At 75.0% G+C, this 21,988-nt stretch carries 15 protein-coding genes; 4 read left to right on the forward strand and 11 right to left on the reverse strand.

What is annotated here, in order from left to right; all coding sequences use genetic code 11:
• Positions 1–2: 2 nt before the first annotated feature.
• The 3 genes from HNP84_RS25350 to HNP84_RS25360 are packed head-to-tail and all read left to right on the forward strand — an operon-like array spanning position 3 to position 10,080.
• Positions 3–6,590 carry a non-ribosomal peptide synthetase gene (locus tag HNP84_RS25350; RefSeq protein WP_185052408.1) on the forward strand — a complete coding sequence of 2,196 codons (6,588 nt, stop codon included), beginning with the start codon at positions 3–5 and terminating at the stop codon, positions 6,588–6,590.
• Positions 6,587–8,341, forward strand: a complete 1,755-nt coding sequence (locus tag HNP84_RS25355) for an ABC transporter ATP-binding protein (protein WP_185052409.1) — start codon at positions 6,587–6,589, stop codon at positions 8,339–8,341. The genes HNP84_RS25350 and HNP84_RS25355 overlap by 4 nt, the downstream gene beginning before the upstream one ends.
• Entirely contained in the window at positions 8,338–10,080 is a 1,743-nt protein-coding gene (locus HNP84_RS25360; protein WP_185052410.1) for an ABC transporter ATP-binding protein, read from the forward strand. The genes HNP84_RS25355 and HNP84_RS25360 overlap by 4 nt, the downstream gene beginning before the upstream one ends.
• On the opposite strand, the gene HNP84_RS25365 is transcribed toward HNP84_RS25360, so the two are convergent.
• The 6 genes from HNP84_RS25365 to HNP84_RS25390 all read right to left on the reverse strand — a co-directional run bounded on the left by HNP84_RS25365 (position 10,081) and on the right by HNP84_RS25390 (position 16,031).
• Positions 10,081–11,589 (reverse strand): ABC transporter ATP-binding protein, encoded by a 1,509-nt coding sequence (locus HNP84_RS25365; RefSeq protein WP_185052411.1) that lies wholly within the window; start codon positions 11,587–11,589, stop codon positions 10,081–10,083.
• Complete coding sequence (locus HNP84_RS25370; RefSeq protein ID WP_185052412.1) at positions 11,586–12,380, reverse strand: ABC transporter permease; 795 nt, start codon at positions 12,378–12,380, stop codon at positions 11,586–11,588. Before HNP84_RS25370 ends, HNP84_RS25365 begins: the two co-directional genes overlap by 4 nt.
• Positions 12,377–13,330, reverse strand: a complete 954-nt coding sequence (locus HNP84_RS25375; protein ID WP_185052413.1) for an ABC transporter permease — start codon at positions 13,328–13,330, stop codon at positions 12,377–12,379. Before HNP84_RS25375 ends, HNP84_RS25370 begins: the two co-directional genes overlap by 4 nt.
• On the reverse strand, positions 13,327–14,892 hold the full coding sequence (locus HNP84_RS25380) for an ABC transporter substrate-binding protein (RefSeq protein WP_185052414.1): 1,566 nt from the start codon (positions 14,890–14,892) through the stop codon (positions 13,327–13,329). Before HNP84_RS25380 ends, HNP84_RS25375 begins: the two co-directional genes overlap by 4 nt.
• Before the next feature lie 67 nt (positions 14,893–14,959).
• A complete protein-coding gene (locus HNP84_RS25385) occupies positions 14,960–15,154 on the reverse strand; it encodes a ferredoxin (RefSeq protein ID WP_185052415.1) in 195 nt (64 codons plus the stop codon).
• Positions 15,138–16,031, reverse strand: a complete 894-nt coding sequence (locus HNP84_RS25390) for a class I SAM-dependent methyltransferase (RefSeq protein ID WP_185052416.1) — start codon at positions 16,029–16,031, stop codon at positions 15,138–15,140. Before HNP84_RS25390 ends, HNP84_RS25385 begins: the two co-directional genes overlap by 17 nt.
• Before the next feature lie 160 nt (positions 16,032–16,191).
• Here HNP84_RS25390 and HNP84_RS25395 point away from each other — a divergent pair, with 160 nt between their 5' ends.
• Positions 16,192–16,593: a Fur family transcriptional regulator gene (locus HNP84_RS25395; RefSeq protein WP_312925684.1), complete on the forward strand. Its 402-nt coding sequence runs from the start codon at positions 16,192–16,194 to the stop codon at positions 16,591–16,593.
• Between the two features lie 32 nt (positions 16,594–16,625).
• Here HNP84_RS25395 and HNP84_RS25400 read toward each other — a convergent pair whose 3' ends face one another.
• From HNP84_RS25400 to HNP84_RS25420, 5 genes are all read right to left on the reverse strand, one after another.
• Positions 16,626–17,483, reverse strand: a complete 858-nt coding sequence (locus tag HNP84_RS25400) for an ABC transporter permease (protein ID WP_185052418.1) — start codon at positions 17,481–17,483, stop codon at positions 16,626–16,628.
• Positions 17,480–18,469 carry an ABC transporter ATP-binding protein gene (locus tag HNP84_RS25405; protein WP_185052419.1) on the reverse strand — a complete coding sequence of 330 codons (990 nt, stop codon included), beginning with the start codon at positions 18,467–18,469 and terminating at the stop codon, positions 17,480–17,482. The genes HNP84_RS25400 and HNP84_RS25405 overlap by 4 nt, the downstream gene beginning before the upstream one ends.
• Positions 18,466–19,569 (reverse strand): hypothetical protein, encoded by a 1,104-nt coding sequence (locus HNP84_RS25410; RefSeq protein WP_185052420.1) that lies wholly within the window; start codon positions 19,567–19,569, stop codon positions 18,466–18,468. Before HNP84_RS25410 ends, HNP84_RS25405 begins: the two co-directional genes overlap by 4 nt.
• Positions 19,553–20,107 carry a sigma-70 family RNA polymerase sigma factor gene (locus HNP84_RS25415; RefSeq protein WP_221336725.1) on the reverse strand — a complete coding sequence of 185 codons (555 nt, stop codon included), beginning with the start codon at positions 20,105–20,107 and terminating at the stop codon, positions 19,553–19,555. Before HNP84_RS25415 ends, HNP84_RS25410 begins: the two co-directional genes overlap by 17 nt.
• A gap of 388 nt (positions 20,108–20,495) precedes the next feature.
• Positions 20,496–21,950 carry an MFS transporter gene (locus tag HNP84_RS25420; protein ID WP_185052421.1) on the reverse strand — a complete coding sequence of 485 codons (1,455 nt, stop codon included), beginning with the start codon at positions 21,948–21,950 and terminating at the stop codon, positions 20,496–20,498.
• Between the last annotated feature and the right edge of the window lie 38 nt (positions 21,951–21,988).

Here is a 21,988-nt window from a genome sequence, read left to right on the forward strand (position 1 = left end):
CCATGACCGTTACCCCCGTTGACGACGCCGAGCTGCGGCAGACCGTCGCCGCGGTGCTCGGGCTGGACGCGGAGGAGATCGACGAGGACGAAGACCTGTTCCGGCAGGGCCTGGACTCGCTGGGCCTGATCCGGCTCGCCGGCGGCTGGCGCAGGATGGGCCTGCCGGTCACCTTCGAGGACCTGGCCGAGCAGGCCACCCTGCGCCACTGGCGCTCCCTGCTCGCCGGCCGCGCACAGGCCGGGACTCCCCTTCAGGCCGCGGCGCCCGAGGTGGACGAGCGCGCGCCGTTCGACCTGGCCACCATGCAGCACGCGTACTGGGTCGGCCGCCGCCCCGGGCAGCCGTTCGGCGAGGTCGCCGCCCACTTCTACGTCGAGTTCGACGGTTCGGGCGTGGACCCGGAACGGCTGGACGCGGCCCTGGGCGCGCTGGCCGCCCGGCACGCCATGCTCCGGGCGCGGTTCCTGGACGACGGCCGCCAGCGGATCGCCGAGGAGCCGGCCCTGCCGCACGTGACCGTGCGCGACCTGCGCGGCCTGACGCCCGAGCAGGCCGCCGCGCGCCTGGAGGAGCTGCGCGAGCACTACACCCACCGCCGGATGGACGTGGACCGGGGCGAGGTGTTCGAGGTCGCGCTGACGCTGCTGCCCGGCGGCGCCACCCGCATGCACGTCGATCTGGACATGATCGTCGCGGACGCGCTGAGCATGCGCGTGCTGCTCGGCGACCTGCGCACCCTGTACGAGGGCGGCGAGCTGCCGCCGATCGGTTACTCCTTCCCCCGGTACCTGGCCGAGCGCGGTCCCCGCCGGGCCGCCGAGCGCGAACGCGCGCGGGCGTGGTGGCGGGAGCGGATGGCCGGCCTGCCGTCCGCGCCCCGCCTGCCCACCCGCGCCGAGGCCGGCCACGCGGACCGGCCCCGAACCGTCCGCCTGCACCACTGGATCGACGCCGCCGCCAAGCGGCGGCTGCTCGCCCTGGCCCAGCAGCACGGCGTGACCCCGGCCGCCGCCCTGGCCACCGTGTTCGCCGAGGTCATCGGGGCGTGGAGCGGCGATGAGCGGTTCCTGCTCAACCTGCCGCTGTTCGACAGGGAGCGGCTGCACCCGGACGTGGACCTGCTGGTGGGCGACTTCAGCGGCTCGGTCCTGCTCGACGCCGACGTCAGCGGCGCGGTCCCGTTCGCCGAGCGGGCCCGGCTGCTGCAGGACCGGTTGCGCGCGGCCATCGCGCACGGCGCGTACGGCGGCGTGGAGGTGCTGCGCGATCTGCGGCGCGAAGGCAGGGACGCCCTCGCGCCCGTCGTCTACACCAGCGCCCTGGGCCTGGGCGAGATCTACGACGAGCCGCTGCAACGCCGCTTCGGCCGGCCGGTGTGGATCATCTCGCAGGGGCCGCAGGTGTGGCTCGACGCCCAGGTCACCGAGCTGGACCACGGGCTCCTGCTCAACTGGGACGTCCGGGAGGACGTCCTGGCCCCGGGCGTGGCGCAGGCGGCGTTCGGCGCGTACCGGGACCTGATCGAGAGTCTGCTGGCCTCGGCGGAGGCGTGGCGGCGGCCCGTCGGCCCGCTGCTGCCGGCCGGGCAGGCGGCGGTGCGCGCGGCGGTCAACGACACCGGGCGGGCGCTGCCGTCGCGCCTGCTGCACGAGGGGTTCTTCCTGCGGGCCGCCGAGGCGCCCGGCCGCGTCGCCCTGATCGAGGACGGCGGGCGGCTCACGTACGGGGAGCTGGCCGCCTCAGCCCTGCGGGTCGCCGCGCTGCTCCGGGCCCATGGCGTGCGGCCCGGCGACTCCGTCGTGATCACCCTGCCCAAGGGCGGCGGCCAGGTCGCCGCGGTGCTCGGCGTCCTGGCGGCGGGCGCCTGCTACGTGCCCATCGGCGTCGATCAGCCGGCGCCCCGGCGCGCGCGCATCCACGAACGCGCGGGCGCGCGGGCCGTGCTGACCGACGAGAACCATGCCGAGGCCGTGGCCGAGGCGGTACGCCAGGCCGCTGGGACGGCGCCGGTGCTGCTGCTCGGCGACGCGGACGCCTGCGAGCCGCTCGCCGCGCCCGTCGCGCACGAGGCGGACGCGCCCGCGTACGTGCTGTTCACCTCCGGCTCCACCGGCGAGCCCAAGGGCGTGGAGGTCTCCCACCGGGCCGCCGTCAACACCGTCGAGTCGCTGAACGCCCGCTTCGGGATCGGGCCGGACGACCGGGTCCTCACCGTGTCCGCGCTCGACTTCGACCTGTCGGTCTACGACGTGTTCGGCCTGCTGTCGGCGGGCGGCGCCCTGGTCGTCGTCCCGGAGGACGCGCGGCGCGACGCGGCCGCGTGGTGGCGGCTCGTGTCCCGGCACGGGGTGACCGTGTGGAACACCGTGCCCGCGCTGCTCGACATGCTGCTCACCGCGGCCGGGTACACCCCGCACGAGGCGAGCCCCGCGCTGCGGGTCGTCCTGCTCGGCGGCGACTGGGTCGGCCTGGACCTGCCGGGACGCCTGCGCGCCGTGGCCCCCGGATGCCGGTTCGCGGCCCTGGGCGGCATGACCGAGGCGGCCATCCACTCCACCGTGTTCGAGGTGGACCGCGTGGACGACGCCTGGCGGTCGATGCCCTGGGGCACGCCGCTGGACAACGTACGCTGCCGGGTCGTGGACGCCCGGGGCCGCGACTGCCCCGACTGGGTGGCCGGCGAGCTGTGGGTCGGCGGGGCGAGCGTCGCGAACGGCTATCGCGGCGACCCCGCGCGCACGGCGGAGCGGTTCGTCGAGCACGACGGCCTGCGCTGGTACCGCAGCGGCGACCTGGCCCGCTACCGTCCCGACGGCGTGCTGGAGTTCCTGGGGCGCGCCGACCACCAGGTGAAGGTGCGCGGCCACCGGATCGAGCTGGGCGAGATCGAGGCCGCCCTGGAGGCGCATCCGGCGGTGGGGCGGGCCGTCGCGGCGGTGCTGCGGGGCGCCTCCCAGCGGCTCGCCGCCGCCGTCGCCGCGCGCGAGCCCGTGACGGAGCAGGAGCTGATCGGGTGGCTGACCGAGCGGCTGCCGGGCTACATGGTGTGCGAGCACATCGCCGTACGGCCGTCGCTGCCGCTGACCGCCAACGGCAAACCGGACCGCGCCGCGGTGCTGCGCGTCCTGGCCGAGGAGGCCGGCGACCGCGCCGAAACGGCCGAGCCGCCCGAGGGAGAGCTGGAGTCGCTGGTGGCGAAGGTCTGGGCGGAGCTGCTGGGCGTGGACCGGGTCGGGCGCCACGACAGCTTCTTCGAGCTCGGCGGCGACTCGCTGCTCGCCACCCGGCTGGTCGGCCTGCTGCGGGCCGAAGGGGTGTCCGGATGCCGGCTCACCGCGCTGTTCGCCTCACCGCGGCTGGCCGGCTTCGCCGCGACGCTCACCCTCGGCGCGGAGGAGCCGGGGGCGCCCGAGGCCGTGCCCGCCCTGGTCGCCGACCCCGCGAACCGGCACGAGCCGTTCCCGCCCACCGACGTGCAGCGCGTCTACTGGATCGGCCGCGACGAACGGCTCCCCCTGGGCGGCGTCGGCACCTGGCAGTACGCCGAGTTCGACGGGACCGGCGTGGACCTGGACCGGCTGGAGGCCGCCTGGCGCCGGCTCATCGACCGGCACGAGATGCTGCGCGCGGTCTTCGACGAGGACGGAGACCAGCGCATCCTGGCCGAGGTGCCCGAGTTCCGGATCGAGGTGCGCGACGCGACCGGCGGCACGGACGCCGACGCGGACGAGGCGCTGGCGGAACTGCGGCGGGACAAGTCCCACCGCCTCGCCGACCTCACCCGCTGGCCGCTGTTCGACGTGGCGGCCGTACGCTACCGGCGCGGCGGCGAGGTGCGGACCCGGGTCGCCATCGGGCTCGACTACATCCTGTTCGACGCGTTGTCGATCATGACGCTGTTCTCCGAGCTGGACCTCCTCTACCGCGACCCGGGGGCCGCCCTGGCCCCCATCGAGATGTCGTTCCGCGACTACGTGCTCCAGGTCCGCCCGGACCCGGAGATCGCGGCGCGGGACCAGGAGTACTGGCGGTCCCGGGTGGCGGACCTGCCCGCCACTCCCCGGCTCCCGCTCACCCGGCACCCCGCGCAGGTGGCCCGGCCCCGGTTCACCCGCCGGCAGCGGTGGCTGCCGCCCGGCCCGTGGCGCGCCTTCAAGGAGGCGGCGAGCCGCCACGGCCTCACCCCCTCCACCGCGCTGCTGGCCTGCTACGCCGAGATCCTCGGAGCCTGGAGCGGCTCGCCGGAGCTCACCGTCACCCTGACGCTGTTCAACCGGCGCGACGTGCACCCGCACATCGGCCGGGTGCTCGGCGACTTCACCACGCTCTCGCTGGCCGACTACCGGCCCCGGCCCGGGGAGGAATGGCCAGAGGCGGCCCGCCGGCTGCAGCGGCAGATGGGCGCCGACCTCGACCACCGGGAGGTCTCCCCGTCGTGGCTGCTGCGCGAGCTGGCCAGGGCGACCGGCACGATGGAGGCGGTGCCGGTCGTGTTCACCAGCGCGATCGGGGTGGGCGACGGCGTGTCGATGGACATGTCGCCGCAGTTCCCCGAACGCGTCTGGGGCATCTCCCAGTCGCCCCAGGTGTGCCTGGACAACCAGGTGCTGGAGTCCCGGGGCGGCCTGCTGGTCACGTGGGAGGCGATCGACGGGCTGTTCTGCGACGGCGTGCTGGAGGCGATGTTCGACGCCTACAACCGGCTGCTGGACCACCTCGCCGCCCAGGACTGGTCCCGGCCGCTCCCCGCCCCCCTGCCGCCGGAGCAGCGGCGGGTCAGGGACCGGGTCAACGCCACCGCCGAGCCGCTGCCGCGGCGGCTGCTGCACACCGCCGTCTTCGACGCGGCGCGCCGCGACCCGGGCCGCCCGGCGCTCATCGCCTCCGACGGACGGCGGGTGAGCCACGGCGAGCTGGCGGAGCGCGCCCTGCGGGTCGGCGGCGCCCTCGCCGCACGCGGCGTCGGGCCGGGCGACACCGTCGCCGTCACGCTGCCCAAGGGGCCCGAGCAGATCGTCGCCGTGCTCGGGGTGCTCGCCGCCGGCGCGGCGTACGTGCCGGTCGGCGTGGAGCAGCCCGGGTTGCGCCGCGCCCGGATCTACGAGGGCGCCGGGGTGCGGCTGGTGCTCGGCGGCCCCGGCGCGGCCACGGACGTGGACGTCCTCGCGCTCCCCCAGGCCGAGACGGCGGCGCCGCTGCCGGAGCCGGTGGCGCTCTCGCCGGACGACCTCGCCTATGTGATCTTCACCTCGGGGTCCACCGGCGTGCCGAAGGGCGTGGAGATCACGCACGGCGCGGCGGCGAACACCGTCGCCGACGTCAACCGCCGCTACGGCGTCGGACCGGACGATCGGGTGCTGGCCGTCTCCGCCCTCGACTTCGACCTGTCCGTCTACGACGTGTTCGGCCTGCTGGGCGCGGGCGGGGCGCTGGTGCTGCCCGGCGAGGACGAGCGGCGCGACGCGCGGCGCTGGCTGGAGCTGGCCGCCGCCCATGACGTGACGCTGTGGAACAGCGTGCCCATGCTGCTCGACATGCTGCTGGTCGCGGCCGGCGGCGGCGCGCTGCCGCCGAGCCTGCGGCTGGCCCTGGTGTCGGGTGACTGGGTGGGTCTCGACCTGCCGCCCCGCCTGGCCGCCCAGTCGGAGGGCCGGTGCCGCCTCGTGGCGCTCGGCGGCGCGACCGAGGCGTCCATCTGGTCCAACGCCTTCGAGGCCGGGCAGGTGGCGCCGGAGTGGACGTCGATCCCGTACGGCTTCCCGCTGACCGGTCAGCGCTACCGGGTGGTGGACGAGCGCGGCCGGGACCGGCCGGACTGGGTGCCCGGGGAGCTGTGGATCGGCGGTGACGGCGTGGCCAGGGGCTACCGCGGCGACCCCGGGCTGACCGCCGCCAAGTTCCCCGTCGTGGAGGGCCGGCGCTGGTACCGCACCGGCGACCTCGGCCGCTACTGGCCCGATGGCACGCTGGAGTTCCTGGGCCGGGCCGACCACCAGGTCAAGATCGGCGGGCACCGGATCGAGCTGGGCGAGATCGAGGCCGCGGCCGAGGCCCATCCGGGCGTGGCCCGCGCCGTGGTCGTGGCCGTCGGCGACCGGCGGCGGCGCGGCCTGTGCGGGTTCCTGGAGCCCGTCCCCGGCTCGCCCGCGGACGCCGGCCTGGTGGCGTCCCTGCGGGACTTCCTGGCCACGCGGCTGCCCGGCTACGCCGTGCCGGGCCGGTTCACGGTGCTCAACGCGCTGCCGCTGACCGGCAACGGCAAGATCGACCGGGCCGCGCTGCAGTCGCTGGCGGCCGAGGAGCCCGCCGGCGCGCTGTCCCCGCCGCGGGGACCGGTGGAGGCCGCCGTCGCCGCGCTCTGGGCGGAGCTGCTGGAGCAGCCGGTCGCGGACCGCGAGGCCAACTTCTTCGCCCTCGGCGGCAACAGCCTGGACGCGCTGCGGCTGATCACCACGCTGCGCGACCGCTTCGGGGTCGAGGTCACCGCGCGGCGTTTCCTGACCGATCCCACGGTCGCCGCCCTGGCCGCCGAGATGGCCCGGCTGGGATACGGCGGCACCGACGACGAGGAGACCGGAACGATATGAAACCCCCCGTGTTCGCCCAGATGCTGGCCCCCGTGCGCGGGCGGCTGGCGGTGGCCGTGCTGCTCCAGGCGCTGGCCGCCGTGGCCGGGGTCGTGCCCATGATCGCGGTGTCCGAAGTGGCGGCCGCGCTGCTGGGGGGCGGCGCCCGGCCCGAGCGGGTGTGGTGGCTGGTGGCGGCCGGCACCGCCGCCGTGCTGGTCAGCCTGCTGTGCGCGGCGGCGGCGAGCACGGTCGCGCACGTGGCGGACAACGCGCTGCAGCTCCGGCTGCGGCGCGACCTGGTCCGCCATCTGGCCCGGGTCCCGCTGGGCTGGTTCTCCGCCACCAACTCCGGCCAGGTCAAGAAGGTCGTGCAGGACGACATCCACTCCATGCACTACCTGGTCGCGCACACGCTGCTGGACGTCACCTCCGTGGTGCTCACCCCGGTCACGGCGCTGGCGTACCTGCTCGGCGTGGACTGGCGGCTGGCGCTGGTGACCCTGCTCCCGCTCGCCGCGGGCCTCGCGCTGTTCGCCCGCGCGATGTCCGGGGCGGGCCCCCTGATGGCGGAGTACGGCCGGGCCGCCGGCGAGATCAACAGCAGCGTCGTGGAGTTCGTGGACGGCATCGCCGTGGTGAAGACCTTCGGCGGGGCGCGTGGCGCGCACCAGAGGTTCATCCGGGCCGCCGACGCCTTCCACGACTTCTTCTCCCGCTGGTCGCGGCGGACCACCGGGGTCACCACCGCCTCCCAGCTCGCGGTGTCGCCGGTCGTGGTGCTGATCGTCGTGCTCGGCACGGGCCTGGCCATGATCGGCGCCGGATGGATGCCGGCCACCGACATCGTGCCCTTCGCCCTGCTCGCGCCGGTGATCCCCGCCCCGGTCTCCGGGATCGGGACCCGGATCCAGGCGCTGCGCGGCGGCGACACGGCGGCGAAGAGCGTCACGGCGCTGCTCGCCGAACCGGTCATGCCCCGCCCCTCGGACCCCGAGGCGCCCGGGGAGGGCGGGGTGCGCCTGCGCGGCGTGGGGTTCTCCTACGACGGCGCCGCGGAGGTGCTCAGCGGCGTCGATCTCGACCTGGCGCCGGGCACGGTGACCGCCCTGGTCGGGCCCTCCGGAGCCGGCAAGTCCACGCTCGCCAAGCTGGTCGCCCGGTTCTTCGACGTCACCGAGGGGTCGATCACCATCGGCGGCGTGGACGTGCGCCGCATCGACCCCGCCGCCCTCTACCGCACGGTGGGGTTCGTCTTCCAGGAGGTGGCGCTGCTGCGGGGCACGGTGGCCGACAACATCCGCCTCGCCCGGCCGGACGCCCCGCTGGAGGAGGTCGAGCGGGCGGCGCGGGCCGCGCAGATCCACGACCGGATCCAGGCCCTGCCCCGCGGCTACGACTCGGAGGTCGGCGTGGACGCCGAGTTCTCCGGCGGCGAGGCGCAGCGGATCTCGATCGCCCGCGCGCTGCTCGCCGACACGCCCGTCCTCGTCCTGGACGAGGCCACCGCGTACGCCGACCCGCACTCCGAGGCGAGGATCCAGCAGGCCCTGTCCGCGGTCGCGGCCGGGCGCACGCTGCTGGTCATCGCCCACCGGCTGGCCACCGTCCGGGAGGCCGACCAGATCGTCGTCCTGGACTCCGGGCGGGTGGTGGAGAAGGGGCGGCACGCCGAACTGCTCGCCCGCGGCGGCCGTTACGCCCGCATGTGGCGGGCGCAGGAGCCCGCGCAGGAAAGCCGACGAACCGACACCGTTGTGGAGACCCCGTGATCCGCGCACTGTTCACCGCGCTCGGCCCGGAGAACTCCGGCCCGCTGCGCCGCCTGCTCGCCCTGCTGGCCGTCTCGTCGGTGCTGCAGGGCGTCACGTACGCCCTGCTGGTCCCGCTCATGGAGGCGATACTGGGACCCGGCCCGGGATCGGCCTGGCCCTGGTTCGGCGTCGTCGCCGTGAGCGGCCTGTCGGCGGCGGCGGCCACCTGGACGGCGCAGACCGCGGCCTTCCGTACCGGCTCCGACCTCGCCCGGGTGCTGCACCACCGGCTCGGCGACAAGATCGTCCAGCTTCCCCTGGGCTGGTTCGACCGCACCCGGGTCGGCGAGCTGAGCCGGATGAACAGCCAGAGCGTGCCGCAGGTGATGAACGTGCCCGCCCACCTGCTGCGCCCGGCCGTCACCGCCGTGCTCACCCCGCTGACCGTGGTCGCCGTGATGCCGTTGTTCGACGTGCGGATCGCGCTGACCCTGGTGGTCTCGCTGCCGCTGCTCGCCGTCATCCTGAGGTGGAGCAACCGCATGGTGGAGCGGGCCGACCGCGACCGGCACGCGAGCATCGACGAGGCCGCGGGCCGCGTGGTGGAGTTCGCCCAGGCCCAGCCGGTGCTGCGGGCGTTCGGCAGGGCCGGCGGCGACGGCGCTTTGGACCGGGCGCTGGCGGGCCAGGGCGCGGCGGACCGCGCGATGCTGTGGCGGGCGGTGCCCGGCCTGGTGGCGTTCGGGTTCGCGGTGCGTGCGGTGTTCGCGGCCGTCCTGATCGTCGGGGTGCACGCGGCCCTGGGCGGCTCGCTCGCGGCGCCCGCGCTGCCGGCCCTGCTGATCCTGACGGCCCGGTTCGCCGAGCCGCTGTCGGCCGCCGCCGGGCTGGGGGCGAGCATGAGGATCTCGGCCAACAGCCTGGCGAGCATCAACCGGGTTCTGGCCGTGGAGCCCCTGCCCGAGCCCGCCCGGCCCGTCGTGCCCGCCTCGGCGGACGTCGAGTTCCGTGCGGTGACGTTCGGCTACGGCGACGGGCCGGTGCTGCGCGAGGTGAGCTTCACGATGCCGGAGCGGACGATGACGGCCCTGGTCGGCCCGTCGGGGGCGGGGAAGACCACGGTCGCCCGGCTGCTGGCCAGGTTCTGGGACGTCTCCGGCGGCCAGGTGCGCATCGGCGGCGTGGACGTCAGGGACATCGCCACCGAGGACCTGATGGCGCTGGTGTCCTTCGTGTTCCAGGACGTCTACCTGTTCGAGGGCTCGCTGGCGGACAACATCCGCGTCGGCCGGCCGGGCGCCTCGGACGAGGAGGTGCTGCGGGCGGCTTCGGCGGCGGGCCTGGACGAGGTCGTCGCGGCGCTGCCGCGCGGGATCGACACGCCGGTGGGCGAGGCGGGCACGCTGCTGTCCGGCGGCCAGCGCCAGCGGGTCTCGATCGCGCGCGCCCTGCTCAAGGACGCCCCGATCGTGGTCCTGGACGAGGCCACCGCCGCCCTGGACCCGGAGAACGACGCCGTCGTGCAGGCGGCGGTGGCCTCGCTGGCGGGCCGGCGCACCCTGCTGGTGATCGCGCACCGGCTGCGAACCGTGCAGGCCGCCGACCAGATCCTGGTGCTGAACGAGGGCAGGATCACCGAGCGGGGGCGGCACGAGGAGCTTCTCGACGCCGGCGGCACCTACTCCCGCTTCTGGCAGGAGCGCAGCCGGACGCGCGGCTGGCACCTGACGGGAGCCGCGGGGCAGGGCGGCGGGTGATCAGGGCGCGGGCGCGCCGAAGCCCTGGTCCGCGGCGTGCTCCACCAGCATGCGGGTGACGTGGTGCCGCGGCCCCGACAGCACCGACGCGGTGGGGCCCCGCTCCACGATCTCCCCCTCGTGCACGACGAGGACGCGGGAGGCCGACCGGGCGACCGCCGCGAGGTCGTGGGTGATCAGCACCACGCCCAGCCCGAGGTCGCGGCGCAGCTCGTCGAGCAGGCCGAGGACCGCCTCGCCGATCTCCGCGTCCAGGGCGGAGGTCACCTCGTCGCACACCAGGACCCGGGGCGCGCACGCCAGCGCCCTGGCCAGGTTGACCCGCTGGCGCTCGCCCCCGGACAGCGCCGGCGGCCTGCGATCGGCCAGCGACGCGGGCAGGTGGACGCGGCCGAGCAGTTCGGCGACCAGGCCGGGGACGCGGGTCCTGGGCAGGCCGCGGGCGCGCAGCGGCCGGGTCAGCGCCGCGGTCACCGTCTCGCGCGGGTTCAGGGCGCCCATGCTGTCCTGGGCGACGAGCTGGACCGCGCGCCGCTGATCGGGTGTGCGGCGGCGCACGTCCGGCGCCAGCCGGGTCCCCTCCAGCGAGATCTCCCCGCCGGCCGGCCGGTGCAGCCCGACCAGGCAGCGGGCCAGTGTCGTCTTGCCGGAGCCCGAGGGGCCCACGACGGCGACGCACTCCCCCCGGCCGACGGCGAGCGACACCTCGCGCAGGACGGGGCGGCGGTCGTGCGCGGCGCTCAGCCGCTCGGCGCGCAGGGCCGCCGGTCCCTCGGACGGCGGTCCGGGCGGGGGAGACGGTGTGACGCGGGCGGCGCGCGGCGGGGCGGAGACCGGCCGTCCGGCGTCGAGCACGAGCACGCGGTCCGCGGCCAGTGCGCGTACCAGGTGCTCGTCGTGGCTGACCAGCACCACTCCCCTGCCCTCCGCCAGCTCGCGGAGCAGGTCGCGCGTCTCCCGGGCCAGGACCGTGTCCAGCCCCGCGGTCGGCTCGTCGAGGATCAGCAACTCGGGCGCGCCCGCGAGCGCGATGGCGAAGGCCACCCGGCGGGCCTGCCCGCCGGAGATCTGGTGCGGGAAGCGGCGCAGGAAGTCGCGGCCCGCGGGCAGGCGCACCGCGTCCAGCAGCCTGTCCACCTGGTCCGGGCCGGCCGAGGCCGCGCGCAGGCGCACGGCCTCGCGTATCTGGCCGCCGATGCGGCGGGCGGGGTTGAGCGCCGCGGCGGGGTCCTGGCCGAGGAAGGAGACCACGCGTCCGCGGAGGCGGCGGACGTCCGCGGGGGCGAAGGGATCGAGCCCCGCCACCCGTACGGACCCTTCGCGCAGCCGCAGCCCCGGCCGGATGTGGCCGAGCAGGGTCAGCGCGGTCGTGGTCTTCCCCGATCCCGACCGCCCCATCAGCCCCAGCACCTCGCCGCTGTCCAGGGTGAACCCGACGCCGTCCACCGTCGGGGCCCCGCCCGAGGCCGGCCCGATGACCAGGCCGCTGACGCGGGCCAGCTCGCTCACGACCGCACCCCCAGGGCCCGGCCGAGTTCGTCGGCGAGCAGGTTGACCGAGACCGCGAAGACGACGAGCAGCAGCGCCGGCGCCAGGAACGGCCACGGGGTCAGGGCGAAGCCGACGGCGTTCTCGCCCACCATGCGCCCCCAGTTGGGGGCAGGCGCGCCCGCGCCCAGCCCGAGGAAGCCCGCCGTGGCCGTGAGGTGGATCGAGGCCGACAGGCGCAGCCCGGTCTCCGCCAGCACGGGCCGCAGGATGTTGGGCACGATGTCGTGGCGCAGGATGCGCCACTGACCGTCCCCGCGCGCGCGGGCGATGTCCACGAAGCCCGACCCGGCCACCTGCTGGGTGGCCGCCCGGACGACCCGTACCGAGAACGGCAGGCTCACCAGGGCGACCGCGACCAGCACGGCGAGGTCGCCGGCCGGGAACCCGGTGGCGAGGAGGAGCATGACGAGCAGCGGCGGAACGACGCCGAGCACGTCCACCGCGCGCACCGCCAGCTCGCCCGTCCTGCGCCCGGCCAGGCCGGTGAGCACGCCGAGCGCCAGGCCCGCCGCCCCGGCCAGGACGGTCGCGCCGGCGGACAGCGCGACCACGGCGAGGCCGCCGTGCAGCACGCGGGCGAGCACGTCCCGCCCGACGACGTCGGTGCCGAGCGGGTGCTCCGGGCTGGGGGCCAGCAGCGCGTTGCCGGCCTGGGCGGTCGGCGAGCGGTCGGTGAGCAGGGGGCCGGCGAGCGCGATCAGGACGATCACCCCGGCGCACAGCGCCGCGAACAGGGCCCGCCGGGTCATGGGGCGCTCCGCAGCCGCGGGTTCACCAGCGTGCCGACGATGTCGCCGAGGAGCAGCACGGCGAGCGCCAGGGCGGCCAGGGCCAGCGCGAGTCCCTGCACCATGGGCACGTCGCGGTTGGCGACCGCCTGCTGCAGCTCGAAGCCCACGCCGGGGTAGTTGAAGATCGTCTCGACGACGACGGCCCCTCCCAGCAGCCCGCCGAACATGACGGCGAACACCTGCACGACCGGCCCGAGCGCGTTCGGCAGGATATGGCGGAGCGCGAGCCTGACGCCGCGCACACCCGCCAGGCGGGCCGCCTCCGCGTAAGGCGAGGCCGCGGCCTCGGCCACGGAGGACCGGACGAGCCGGGTCATCACCGCCAGGCCCACCACCGCGAGGCTGAGCACGGGAAGCACCATGGCCTGCGGGGTGTCCCACGGCCTGCCGCCCAGCGGCGTGAGCGACACCTCGGGCAGCAGGCCGAGCCAGGTGCCGAACACCGCGATGAGCAGCGTCACCGTCAGGAACTCCGGCAGGCTGACCAGGACCAGCGCCGCGGACGACACCATCCGGTCGGCCGGGCGGCCCTCGCGCAGGCCGGCGGCGAGGCCGAGGGCGATGGCCGCGGGGACCGCCGCGCCCAGCGCGAGCGCGGTGAGCAGGAGGCTGTTGGGCAGCCGGTCGAACAGGACCGCGTCCACGTCACGGCGCCCGACCAGGCTCACGCCGAGGTCGCCGGCCACCGCGCCGGCGATCCAGTCGCCGTACCGCTCCAGGGGCGGCCGGTCCAGCTCCAGATCCGCGCGCAACTGCGCGCGCTCGGCGGCGGACGCGTCGGCGCCCGCCAGCACGCCGGCCGCGTCGCCGGGCAGCGCCTCGGTCGCCGCGAAGATCAGCCCGGACAGGATCGCGAGCACCGCCGCGGCGCCCGCGATCCTCCGCGCCAGGAACGCGACCCATCTCATACCAGGCGGGCTTCGCTGAAGCTCGCGAACGGCTCGTACCGCACCCCGCCCAGCGTCTTGGCCTGACCGTTGATCGAGGGCACGAAGACCGGGATGACCTGGTTGCCCTCCTCCCACATCAGCCGCTGGGCGCGGACGGCGGCCTCGCGCCGCTCCCCGGCGTCACGCGCGCCCCTCGCCTTGGCCACCAGCTCGTCGATGTCGGGACGGTCGAACCCGAAGGCGGAGGGCGCCCCGGCGGTCCGCGTGGACTCGTACTGCGACAAAGGAGGCGTGGGCGGGCTGAAGGAGGCGGCGAACGGCAGCTTGAAGTAGCCCTCGTCGGCGAAGAGGCGGCCCGGGGGACGCTGGTCGAGGGTGACGTCCACACCGATCGCCTTGAGGTTCTCGGCGTAGAGCGTGGAGGTCTCGGCCAGCCCCGCCACCTCCGAGCCCGTGGTCAGGGTGATCTTCATGCCGTCGGCGCCGGCGTCGCGCAGCAGCGACCGCGCCTGGCCGGGGTCGTACGGCCGCTGCTCGATCTCCTTGGCGTAGTCGGGGAAGCCGAGCGAGGGCAGGTCGTTGCCGACGAACCCGTGGCCGAACAGCACGGTCTTGACGATCGCCTCCCTGTCCACGGCGAGCTTGAAGGCGCGCCGCACCCGGACGTCCCTGAACGGAGCGTGGGCGAGGTTGAGGCCGAAGGACAGCGACGTCGCGTACGGCAGCTCGGAGGTCTCCACGGCGAAGCGGCCGTTCGCCGCCAGGGTGCGGGAGGCCACGGGGCCGATGTCGGCGGCGAAGTCGGCCTGCCCGCCGGTGAGCGCGTTGACGCGGGCGGTGGCATCGGCGATGGAGCGCAACTCCAGGCCGTCCACGTACGGCCCGCCGCCGAGCGCGAGGCCGTAGTACTCGTCGTGCCTGACGAACGCGGCGCCCTGGCCGGGCTGGAACTCGGTGAGCTTGAACGGGCCGCAGGTCGGCATGCCGGCGGTGAAGGCGGTGGTGCCGTCCTTGAACACCAGCGTGCTCTGGCACAGGATGAGCCGCCCGTCGGCGATGGGCCGCTTGGTGGGCAGCACGAGGGTCAGGTCGTCCTCGACCCTGGCCTTGGCGAGGTCGAAGTTCTGCGACGGCGGCTTGAGGAAGGGCAGCGACCCCAGCGTGACCGGCGCGTTGAGCGAGTACAGCACGTCGCGCGCGGTCAGGGCGGAGCCGTCGGTGAATTTTACGCCGCGCCGTACCTTCAGGGTGTAGCTGGACAGGTCGTCGCTGATGTCGATGCGCTCCAGCACGCCGTAGCGCACGCCGTCGGGGGCGCCGGGGTCGATCGCGCCGAGCGCCCCGTGCATGGCGCGCGCCCGGACGTAGTCCAGCGCCGTCGGGCCGTTGAGGAAGTCGAGCGTCTCCGCCGCGCCGCCGCCGGGGAACGCGGCGCGAAGCGTGCCGCCGCTCTTGGGGGACGCGGACGCCTGCTGCGCCGCGCTCTGCCCGCCGCTGGACGAGCAGGCCGACAGCACGGGAGCCGCAAGGAGACCCGCCGCGACGGCCAGGAAGTCACGACGGTGAATGCTGTGGGACACGGGTTCCTCTCCTCTGGACCGGCGAACCCCATCAGCATCCCGTTAATGAAAATGATTGTCAATATCGTTAGTCTTGCTCCAGCCGCAGGGCACCGGACGGGCACAGCAGCAGCGCCTCCCGCACCGCGCCGGCCTCCCCGGCCGGGGGCTCCGGCCGCAGCAGCGTCACGACGCCGTCGTCGTCCTGGTCGAAGACCCCGGGCGCCGAGAGCACGCACTGCCCGGCGCCGATGCACCGCTCGACCTCAACCCTGACCCGCATCCGGCCCTCCTCCGTTCTCCTCGCGGCCCTCGACCCGATCGACGACATGGATCGAGGCGGGCACCAGCTCGGGCGGCAGCCGGCGGGCCGCGTACTCGATCAGGTGCCGGGCGTTCGGGCGCACCGGAGAGCGCCCGACGAAGACGTGCGCACCGAGCCCGGCCACGGGATCGCCCTCGTCCGGCAGGCTCAGCAGGGGCGCGAAACCGGCCCCCGCCGCCCGCTCCAGCCACTCGGCGCGGCCCCGCCCGTCGGCCGACGTGGCGACGGACACCAGCCACCCGCCCGGCGCCACCAGCTCGCGCAGCCGGGCCAGGACCGGCCCGGAGCAACGATCCGGGCCCGAGACCACGACGAGGTGGTGGGAGTGCGGCGCGTACCCCTGGCCGCGGACGTCCTCCTCGACGTCCAGCAGCCCGAAGCCCACCCCCGGGCGGCCCGCGAACCTGCGGCGCAGCACGGCCAGGCACGACTCGGTGGCCTCGGTGCACAGGTACTCGGCCTCGTACGCGGACAGGGCCGGGACAAGCACGGCGGTCACCTCGCCCTCGCCCGCGCGCGCCTCCAGCACGCGCAGGGCCCCGGCACGGCCGCGCCTGCGCGCGAAATCCGCCACCGCCGCGGCGGCCACCGCCAGCGCGTAGCGGCCGACCGGCCCGGAGGAGCCGGTCTCGCCCGGCTCGCGCACGGCCTTCGCCGCGATCTCCCGGGCCGCCTCCGCCAGCCGCAGATCCGCCTTGGTGACGGGGGTCGCACCCTGCACGTACGCGACGACCGTCCGCTCTCCCTCGTACGCGGCCACCGCCGCCCCCACCGACGGGTGGCCGCCGAGCGCCGCCTCCACCCGCCTGAGAGCCGCGCGCCGATCGGAGATCACAGGGGTGCCCCTCCCCACGCCGGAACTGTGAGCACGGCACAGACTAGAATGAAAACCGAATTCGTTTCAACCGGCCCGGCGCGAAAGGGAAGTCCGCAGGTCACGCGGCACGTGATAAGGTCATGGGCGTTCTTCGTGTGCAATGCCCGCAGGGAGCTCAGTGGCCGAGACGCCGACCAGGGTCACCCGTCAACGGATCGCGGTGCGCGAGCTCCTGGACGAAGTCGACGAGTTCCGCAGCGCCCAGGACCTCCACTTCCTGCTGCGCGAGCGCGGCGCGAAGGTGAGCCTCACCACCGTCTACCGCACCCTGCAGTCCCTCGCCGAAACCGGCGAGGTCGATGTCATGCACCCGCCCACCGGCGAGGCCCTCTTCCGGCGGTGCAGCCCGAAACGGCATCACCACCTGGTCTGCCGTTCCTGCGGGACCACGGTCGAGATCGAGGAGTCCGTCTTCCAAGCCTGGACCGACCAGGTGCGCAAGATAGCCGACACCCACCGGTTCACCGAGGTCAGCCACACCGTCGAGATCTACGGCACCTGCCCCGCCTGCGCCGCCTGACGCCGGCCCGCCCCGCTCCCCCACGGGGGATCTCACAGGTCGCGGCGGTGGAAGGCCAGCGCCGCGAGCCCGAGCGCCAGGACGACCCACAGGCCGGTCCAGGCCAGGTAGGCGGGGGTGAGGGGGGCCTTGCTCAGGAACGGGAAGCCGCCTTCGAGCGCGGGGCCGCCCAACTGCGCCAGGGCGATCGGGTCCTGCAAGGCGTGCATGGCCCCGCGCCACAGGCCGTCCGTGGGCAGCAGCATCCGGGAGACGGTGCCGACCCGGGCCACGCCCTCGTTGTGGAGAGCCTGGCCGACCCCGCCGACCACGCCCGCGATCCAGGTGGCGCCGAACAGGCCGACCGACACGATGCCCGACGCCATCGGCGAGATGACGGTGGACAGCAGCAGGCCCAGGGTGAGCAGCACCGCCGTCTGCGCCGCGAGCAGCGCCAGGGCGGCCGCCGGCTGCGGTGGCCAGTAGCCCGCGGTGGCCCGCACGATGACGAACTGGGCCAGTCCGGCGGTGACCACGAAGCCGCTGCCGAAGACCACGAGGCCCAGCCACTTGCCCAGCAGCACCGCCGAGCGGCGGATCGGCCGCGCCAGCACGGCCAGCGCGATCCCCGACTCGATCTCGCCGGCCAGGGTCGGGCCGGCGAGGAACGCCGTGCCCAGCGCGGCGATCAGGCTCAGGCCGAACATCACCAGGTTGAGTATCTGGGAGGCCACCAGCGCGGCCTCCCCGCTGGTGAGCGCGCTGCCGTCGAACTCGACCCGGACCAGTACGGAGAACCCCCAGGCGCTGAGCGCCAGCAGCGCGACCGTCAGCACGGCGAGCGCGCGCAGCACCCGCCGGCGCACCGCCTCCCGCAGCGTGAGGGCGGCGAGGGTGAGCACCACCGTCATCGGCTCTCACCGTCCGAGTCGCCGCGGAGGATGTCCAGCAGCCGCTCCTCCAGGCTGATCCTCCCGGGCTCGACCGCGTGGACGCGCACGCCAAGGCCGACCAGGTCGGCCACCAGGTCCGGCACGGTGGTGGTGTCCTCACCGGCGGGCAGCGCGACGGTGAAGGCGTCTCCGCTGCGGGTGAGCCGCCCGGCCTCGGCCAGCCGCGCCTCCGCCTCCGCGCTCACCTCGTCGAGCCGCAGCCGCAGCTCGCGCCGGCCGAGCAGCTCCGCCAGGGTGCCCGACGCGGCGACCCGGCCCTTGTCCAGGATGAAGACACGGTCGCACACCCGCTCGACCTCGCCGATCAGGTGCGAGTTGAGCAGGACGGCGACCCGGCGGGCCTTGAGGGACAGCAGCAGGTCCCGGACGTCGGCCCGCCCGATCGGGTCCATGGCGCTCGTCGGCTCGTCGAGGACGACGAGCTCCGGGCGGGCCACCAGGGCGACGGCCAGTCCCAGGCGCTGCTGCATGCCCTTGGAGAAGCCGCCCACCCGGTCGCCGGCGCGATCGGCGAGCCCCACGGCGGCCAGGAACTCACGCCGCTCCCGGTCCGGCACGGCGACGCCGGCGAGCCGGGCGTGCAGGGCCAGCACATCGGCGGCGGTGAGCCAGGGCTGGTACCGGAACAGCTCCGGCAGGTACCCGACGCGGGCCCGCGCGTACGGGTCCCGCGCCGGCCGCCCGAGCAGCATCACCTCCCCCGCGTCGGGCCGGACCAGACCGAGAAGGATCTTGATGACGGTCGTCTTGCCGGCTCCGTTGGGTCCGAGCAGGCCCACCACCTCGCCCCGGCCGACGGTGAGCGACACGCCGTCCACCGCGGTCCGCCGCCGGTACCGCTTGCGCAGGCCCGAGCACCACACCGCCGCCGCGGGGGCCGGTTCGGGCGCCGGCGCCTCCGCCTCGCCGAGGAGGGGCCGGTCCTGCCGGGCGCCGGCGATCACCGGTCCCACCGCAGTCCGCGGGCCACCGACAGCACCTCGTCGGCGCTCAGCGAGCCGGCTACGGCGGTGATGACGCCGTCGCGCATCCAGACCACGCCCGCCATCGTGCCGTCCCGCGAGGTGAGCACCGTGGCGGGCGCCCCGCCGACGTCGGCGGCGGTGCTCGTCACCCGCTCGGCCGCCGTGAACAGGGGCAGCGTCGTCCCCTCGCCGGAGAAGCCGCGAAGCCGCGAGGCGACGTTCTCGGGCAGGACCCGCAAGGACAGCAGGTAGTCGCGGGCCGTCTCGAACGAGATGCCCGAGGACTCGGCGGTGGGCGGGACCACGCGCGCCACGATCAGGGCCGGCACCGGGCGGCCCTGCGACCAGACCGCGGCGAGCCCCGGTCCGGCGGCCAACCGGAACCGGCTGCCGTCCAGGCCCGGGGGCGGCGGCGGGGCGGTCTTGCCGGCCGCGGCGGCGGCCTGCGCCGCCTTGCCGGCCGAGAAGGTGAACACCGCGCTCACCCGGTCGCCGACGTGGTAGGCGGGCTCTCCCGTGACCCCGCGAGGCAGCTCGCTCACCTGCGGGATGGAAAGACCGCTGGCCTGCTGCGCGGCGGCCGCGCCGGCGACCTCGCGTACGCGGACCTCCTCGGTCACCTGAAGCTCGCCGAACGCGGACAGGTCGGGCAGCTTGACCAGGTCGGCCCGGGGAGCGGTCACCGGTGCGATCTGCTCGGTCCGGAAGATCTGCAGCCAGTCGGCCGCGGCCGCGGCACCGGCCCCGGTCAGGAGGGCGGCGACGCCGAACGCGGCGACCACCGGGCTGCGCAGCGCGGCACGCCATCGGCGGGCGGGGGCGGCCGTGGCGGCGCCCCGCTCCTGGGCGGCCATCGCGGCGGACAGGCGGCGCCATGCCGCGTCCACGTCCGCGTCCACGTCCGCGTCCGTGGCGAACCCGGCGCCGAGCGCCGCGCCCGTGACGGCCGCGTCCTCGCGGGCGGCTGCGAGCCCGGACAGGCACACCGGGCAGCCGGCGACGTGCTCGCGGTCGGCGTCGGCGACCCCGGCCGGCTCGTCCACGAGCCGGCGCAGCGTGCCGTCAGTCGGATGACGCATGACGGTTCAACTCCTTGCGCAAGGCGGACTCGGCGCGTCGGACGGTGGTGCCGACGCTGCCGGGGGACAGATCGAGAGCGTCGGCGACCTCGGCGTAGCTGAGGCCGCTGTGGCGCAGGACGAGGGCGACGGCCTGCTTGCGGGGAAGCCGCGCCAGCGCCGCCCGTACGCGGCGGCGCTCGTCGCGGGCCACCACCGCGTCGGCGACGTCCGGGCACAGGGCATCGCCGCCGTCGGCCGCCTCCTCGCGGAAGGCGCGACGGCGGCCGGAGCGCAGGTGGTTCAGCGCGGTGTGCGCCGCGGCGACGGACAACCATCGCAACGCCTCCCCCGCCGGGACCGAGGAGCGCCCGAACGCCAGGAACACCTCCTGCGCCACGTCCTCGGCCTCGTCCCGGGAGCCCAGCACCCGGGCGGCGACGGCGACGACCCGCGGATAGGCCGCCCGGAAGACCTGTTCGAGGTCGGCCCGGACGGCCCTTCGTCCCGGAGGACCCGGCACCGCCACGCCGTCCTTCTGCTCGGCTCGCCCGGTCACCGCGCCGTTTTCCTCACCGGACCGTGCGGCCGGCGGCGCGGCGACCGGTGCGCTCCCACCATGCCCTGCGACGTCCACATCTGTAGAGCACCGCCGGGGTCCCACATGTGACACCGGCGGTCACCGCGTCCGTCAGGACGCCACGCGCGTAACGCGCGGACGGGTGCTTTCGAGGACTTCCGCATGCCGGGATCGAATCACCGGCCGGCGACCGGGACGGGCCTGTCTGCCACACCGGCACAGGATCCTCACGAGATGCCCACGACCCACACAAGAACGCCACATCTCGGGGCCTGGCCGTGTTCCGGGGCCTGGCCGTGTTCCGGGGCCTGGCCGTGTTCCGGGGGCCTGGCCGTGTTCCGGGGCCTGGCCGTGGCGGAGACGCGGGTTACGACGAGGCCGGCGAGGGCGTCATACGTGCGGTGCGCTGCGTGCGTACCAGAATGACGGCCAGCACCACGGCGATCACGCACGCCGCGGTCCCGATCCCGATGTAGCCGTACACGCCCGTGGCCGAGTTCACCGTTTCCCCGCCGACGACCCGGTTGGTGGACTTGAGCACGGCCGCGCCCACGAAGTTGAAGGTCACCGAACCGATCGCGATCACGACCATGACCAGGCTGGACACGACGCCATGCCGTTCGGCGGGCGCGAGGGTCACCGCCATGTTGAAGCCGGACGTCGTCAGTGTTCCCGCCGTGAGACCCAGCAGGAAGCCGCAGGCGGCGGCGAGGGGGAGCTGGGAGGCCCCCACGAACAGCCCGGCGATCCCCACGGCTCCGAGCACCGCCCCAACGGCCAGTGTCGCGGCCGGTCCTATGCGCGTGTTGAGCGCTCCGGCCAGGGTGCCGCCGAGCACGGCCCCGACCGACACGCCGCTGAACAGCAGGCCCGCCGGGACGCCGATCCCGTACCCGAGCCGCTGATCCGGCGAGACCTCGGCGATGAGGCCGAAGAGCTGGAGCATGCTCAGGTACGCGCCGTTTCCGAGGACGACCACGAGGAGGGTGAGCACCAGTGGCCTGCCGAGGTTCCTGATGTCGATCACGGGCTGGGGAACGCGGCTCGACACCAGAACCCACCGGGCCAGTGCCGCGGCGCCGCCGATGAGGAGAGCGAGCGGGCCTGCGGCCAGCCAGCCGAACTCCGACCCGAGGCTGACATAGCTGAGCACCGCCGCCAGTCCTCCGCCGAGGAGAAGGGCCCCGGCGATGTCGATCCTGCCCGGTGTCTTGATCGAGGATTCGGCGACGAAGACGCGCACGAGGACCGCCGCGACGGCCGCGAACACCACCGACGCGATGAACACGATCCGGAAGCCGAACTCCTCGGCCAGCACCTCGAACAGGATGGGGAAGACGATGCTGAGGATCGCGTTCCCGGAGGTCACGATGCCCGTGATGACCATTCCGATGCGGGGCGCGCACATGTCGTGGATCAGGGCGACCGTGAGGAAGACGGCTCCCATGGCCGCTCCCTGCACCATGCGCCCGAGGACGAACACCCAGATGTTGGGGGCGAGGAGGCACAGGAGTCCGCCGGCGCAGGTGATGAGCAGCGTGATCACGAGCATCTTGCGCTTGCCGTAGATGTCGGCGCTCTTTCCGAGCAGCGGCGCCCACATCGCCCCCGCCAGCATCGCACTGGCGTTGAGCCATGCCGCCTGGTCGGTGTCGAAGTGGTCGAGCATCTGCTCCAGGACGAGGAGCGGCGACGAGATGACCGTGTCGACCATGGCGTTCACCAAGATCAGGACGGCCACCTGCCCGGCGAGCGCCACGCTCCATCGGGTGTGCACTTCAAGCCGTCCGGTGCTGGTACTGCTGATGCTGCTGTCGTGCATGAGGCCCCTTTTGTCCTTTCCGGACCGCCGAGCTGCCG

Origin of the sequence: Thermocatellispora tengchongensis, from assembly GCF_014202315.1 — a bacterium.
Classification (GTDB): Bacteria; Actinomycetota; Actinomycetes; order Streptosporangiales; family Streptosporangiaceae; genus Thermocatellispora; species Thermocatellispora tengchongensis.

Coding starts and splice junctions, on each gene's coding strand:
- HNP84_RS25350 (WP_185052408.1), top strand. CDS start 3: ATGACCGTTACCCCCGTTGACGACGCCGAGCTGCGGCAGACCGTCGCC.
- HNP84_RS25355 (WP_185052409.1), top strand. CDS start 6,587: ATGAAACCCCCCGTGTTCGCCCAGATGCTGGCCCCCGTGCGCGGGCGG.
- HNP84_RS25370 (WP_185052412.1), bottom strand. CDS start 12,380: ATGACCCGGCGGGCCCTGTTCGCGGCGCTGTGCGCCGGGGTGATCGTC.
- HNP84_RS25375 (WP_185052413.1), bottom strand. CDS start 13,330: ATGAGATGGGTCGCGTTCCTGGCGCGGAGGATCGCGGGCGCCGCGGCG.
- HNP84_RS25385 (WP_185052415.1), bottom strand. CDS start 15,154: ATGCGGGTCAGGGTTGAGGTCGAGCGGTGCATCGGCGCCGGGCAGTGC.
- HNP84_RS25400 (WP_185052418.1), bottom strand. CDS start 17,483: ATGACGGTGGTGCTCACCCTCGCCGCCCTCACGCTGCGGGAGGCGGTG.
- HNP84_RS25410 (WP_185052420.1), bottom strand. CDS start 19,569: ATGCGTCATCCGACTGACGGCACGCTGCGCCGGCTCGTGGACGAGCCG.
- HNP84_RS25420 (WP_185052421.1), bottom strand. CDS start 21,950: ATGCACGACAGCAGCATCAGCAGTACCAGCACCGGACGGCTTGAAGTG.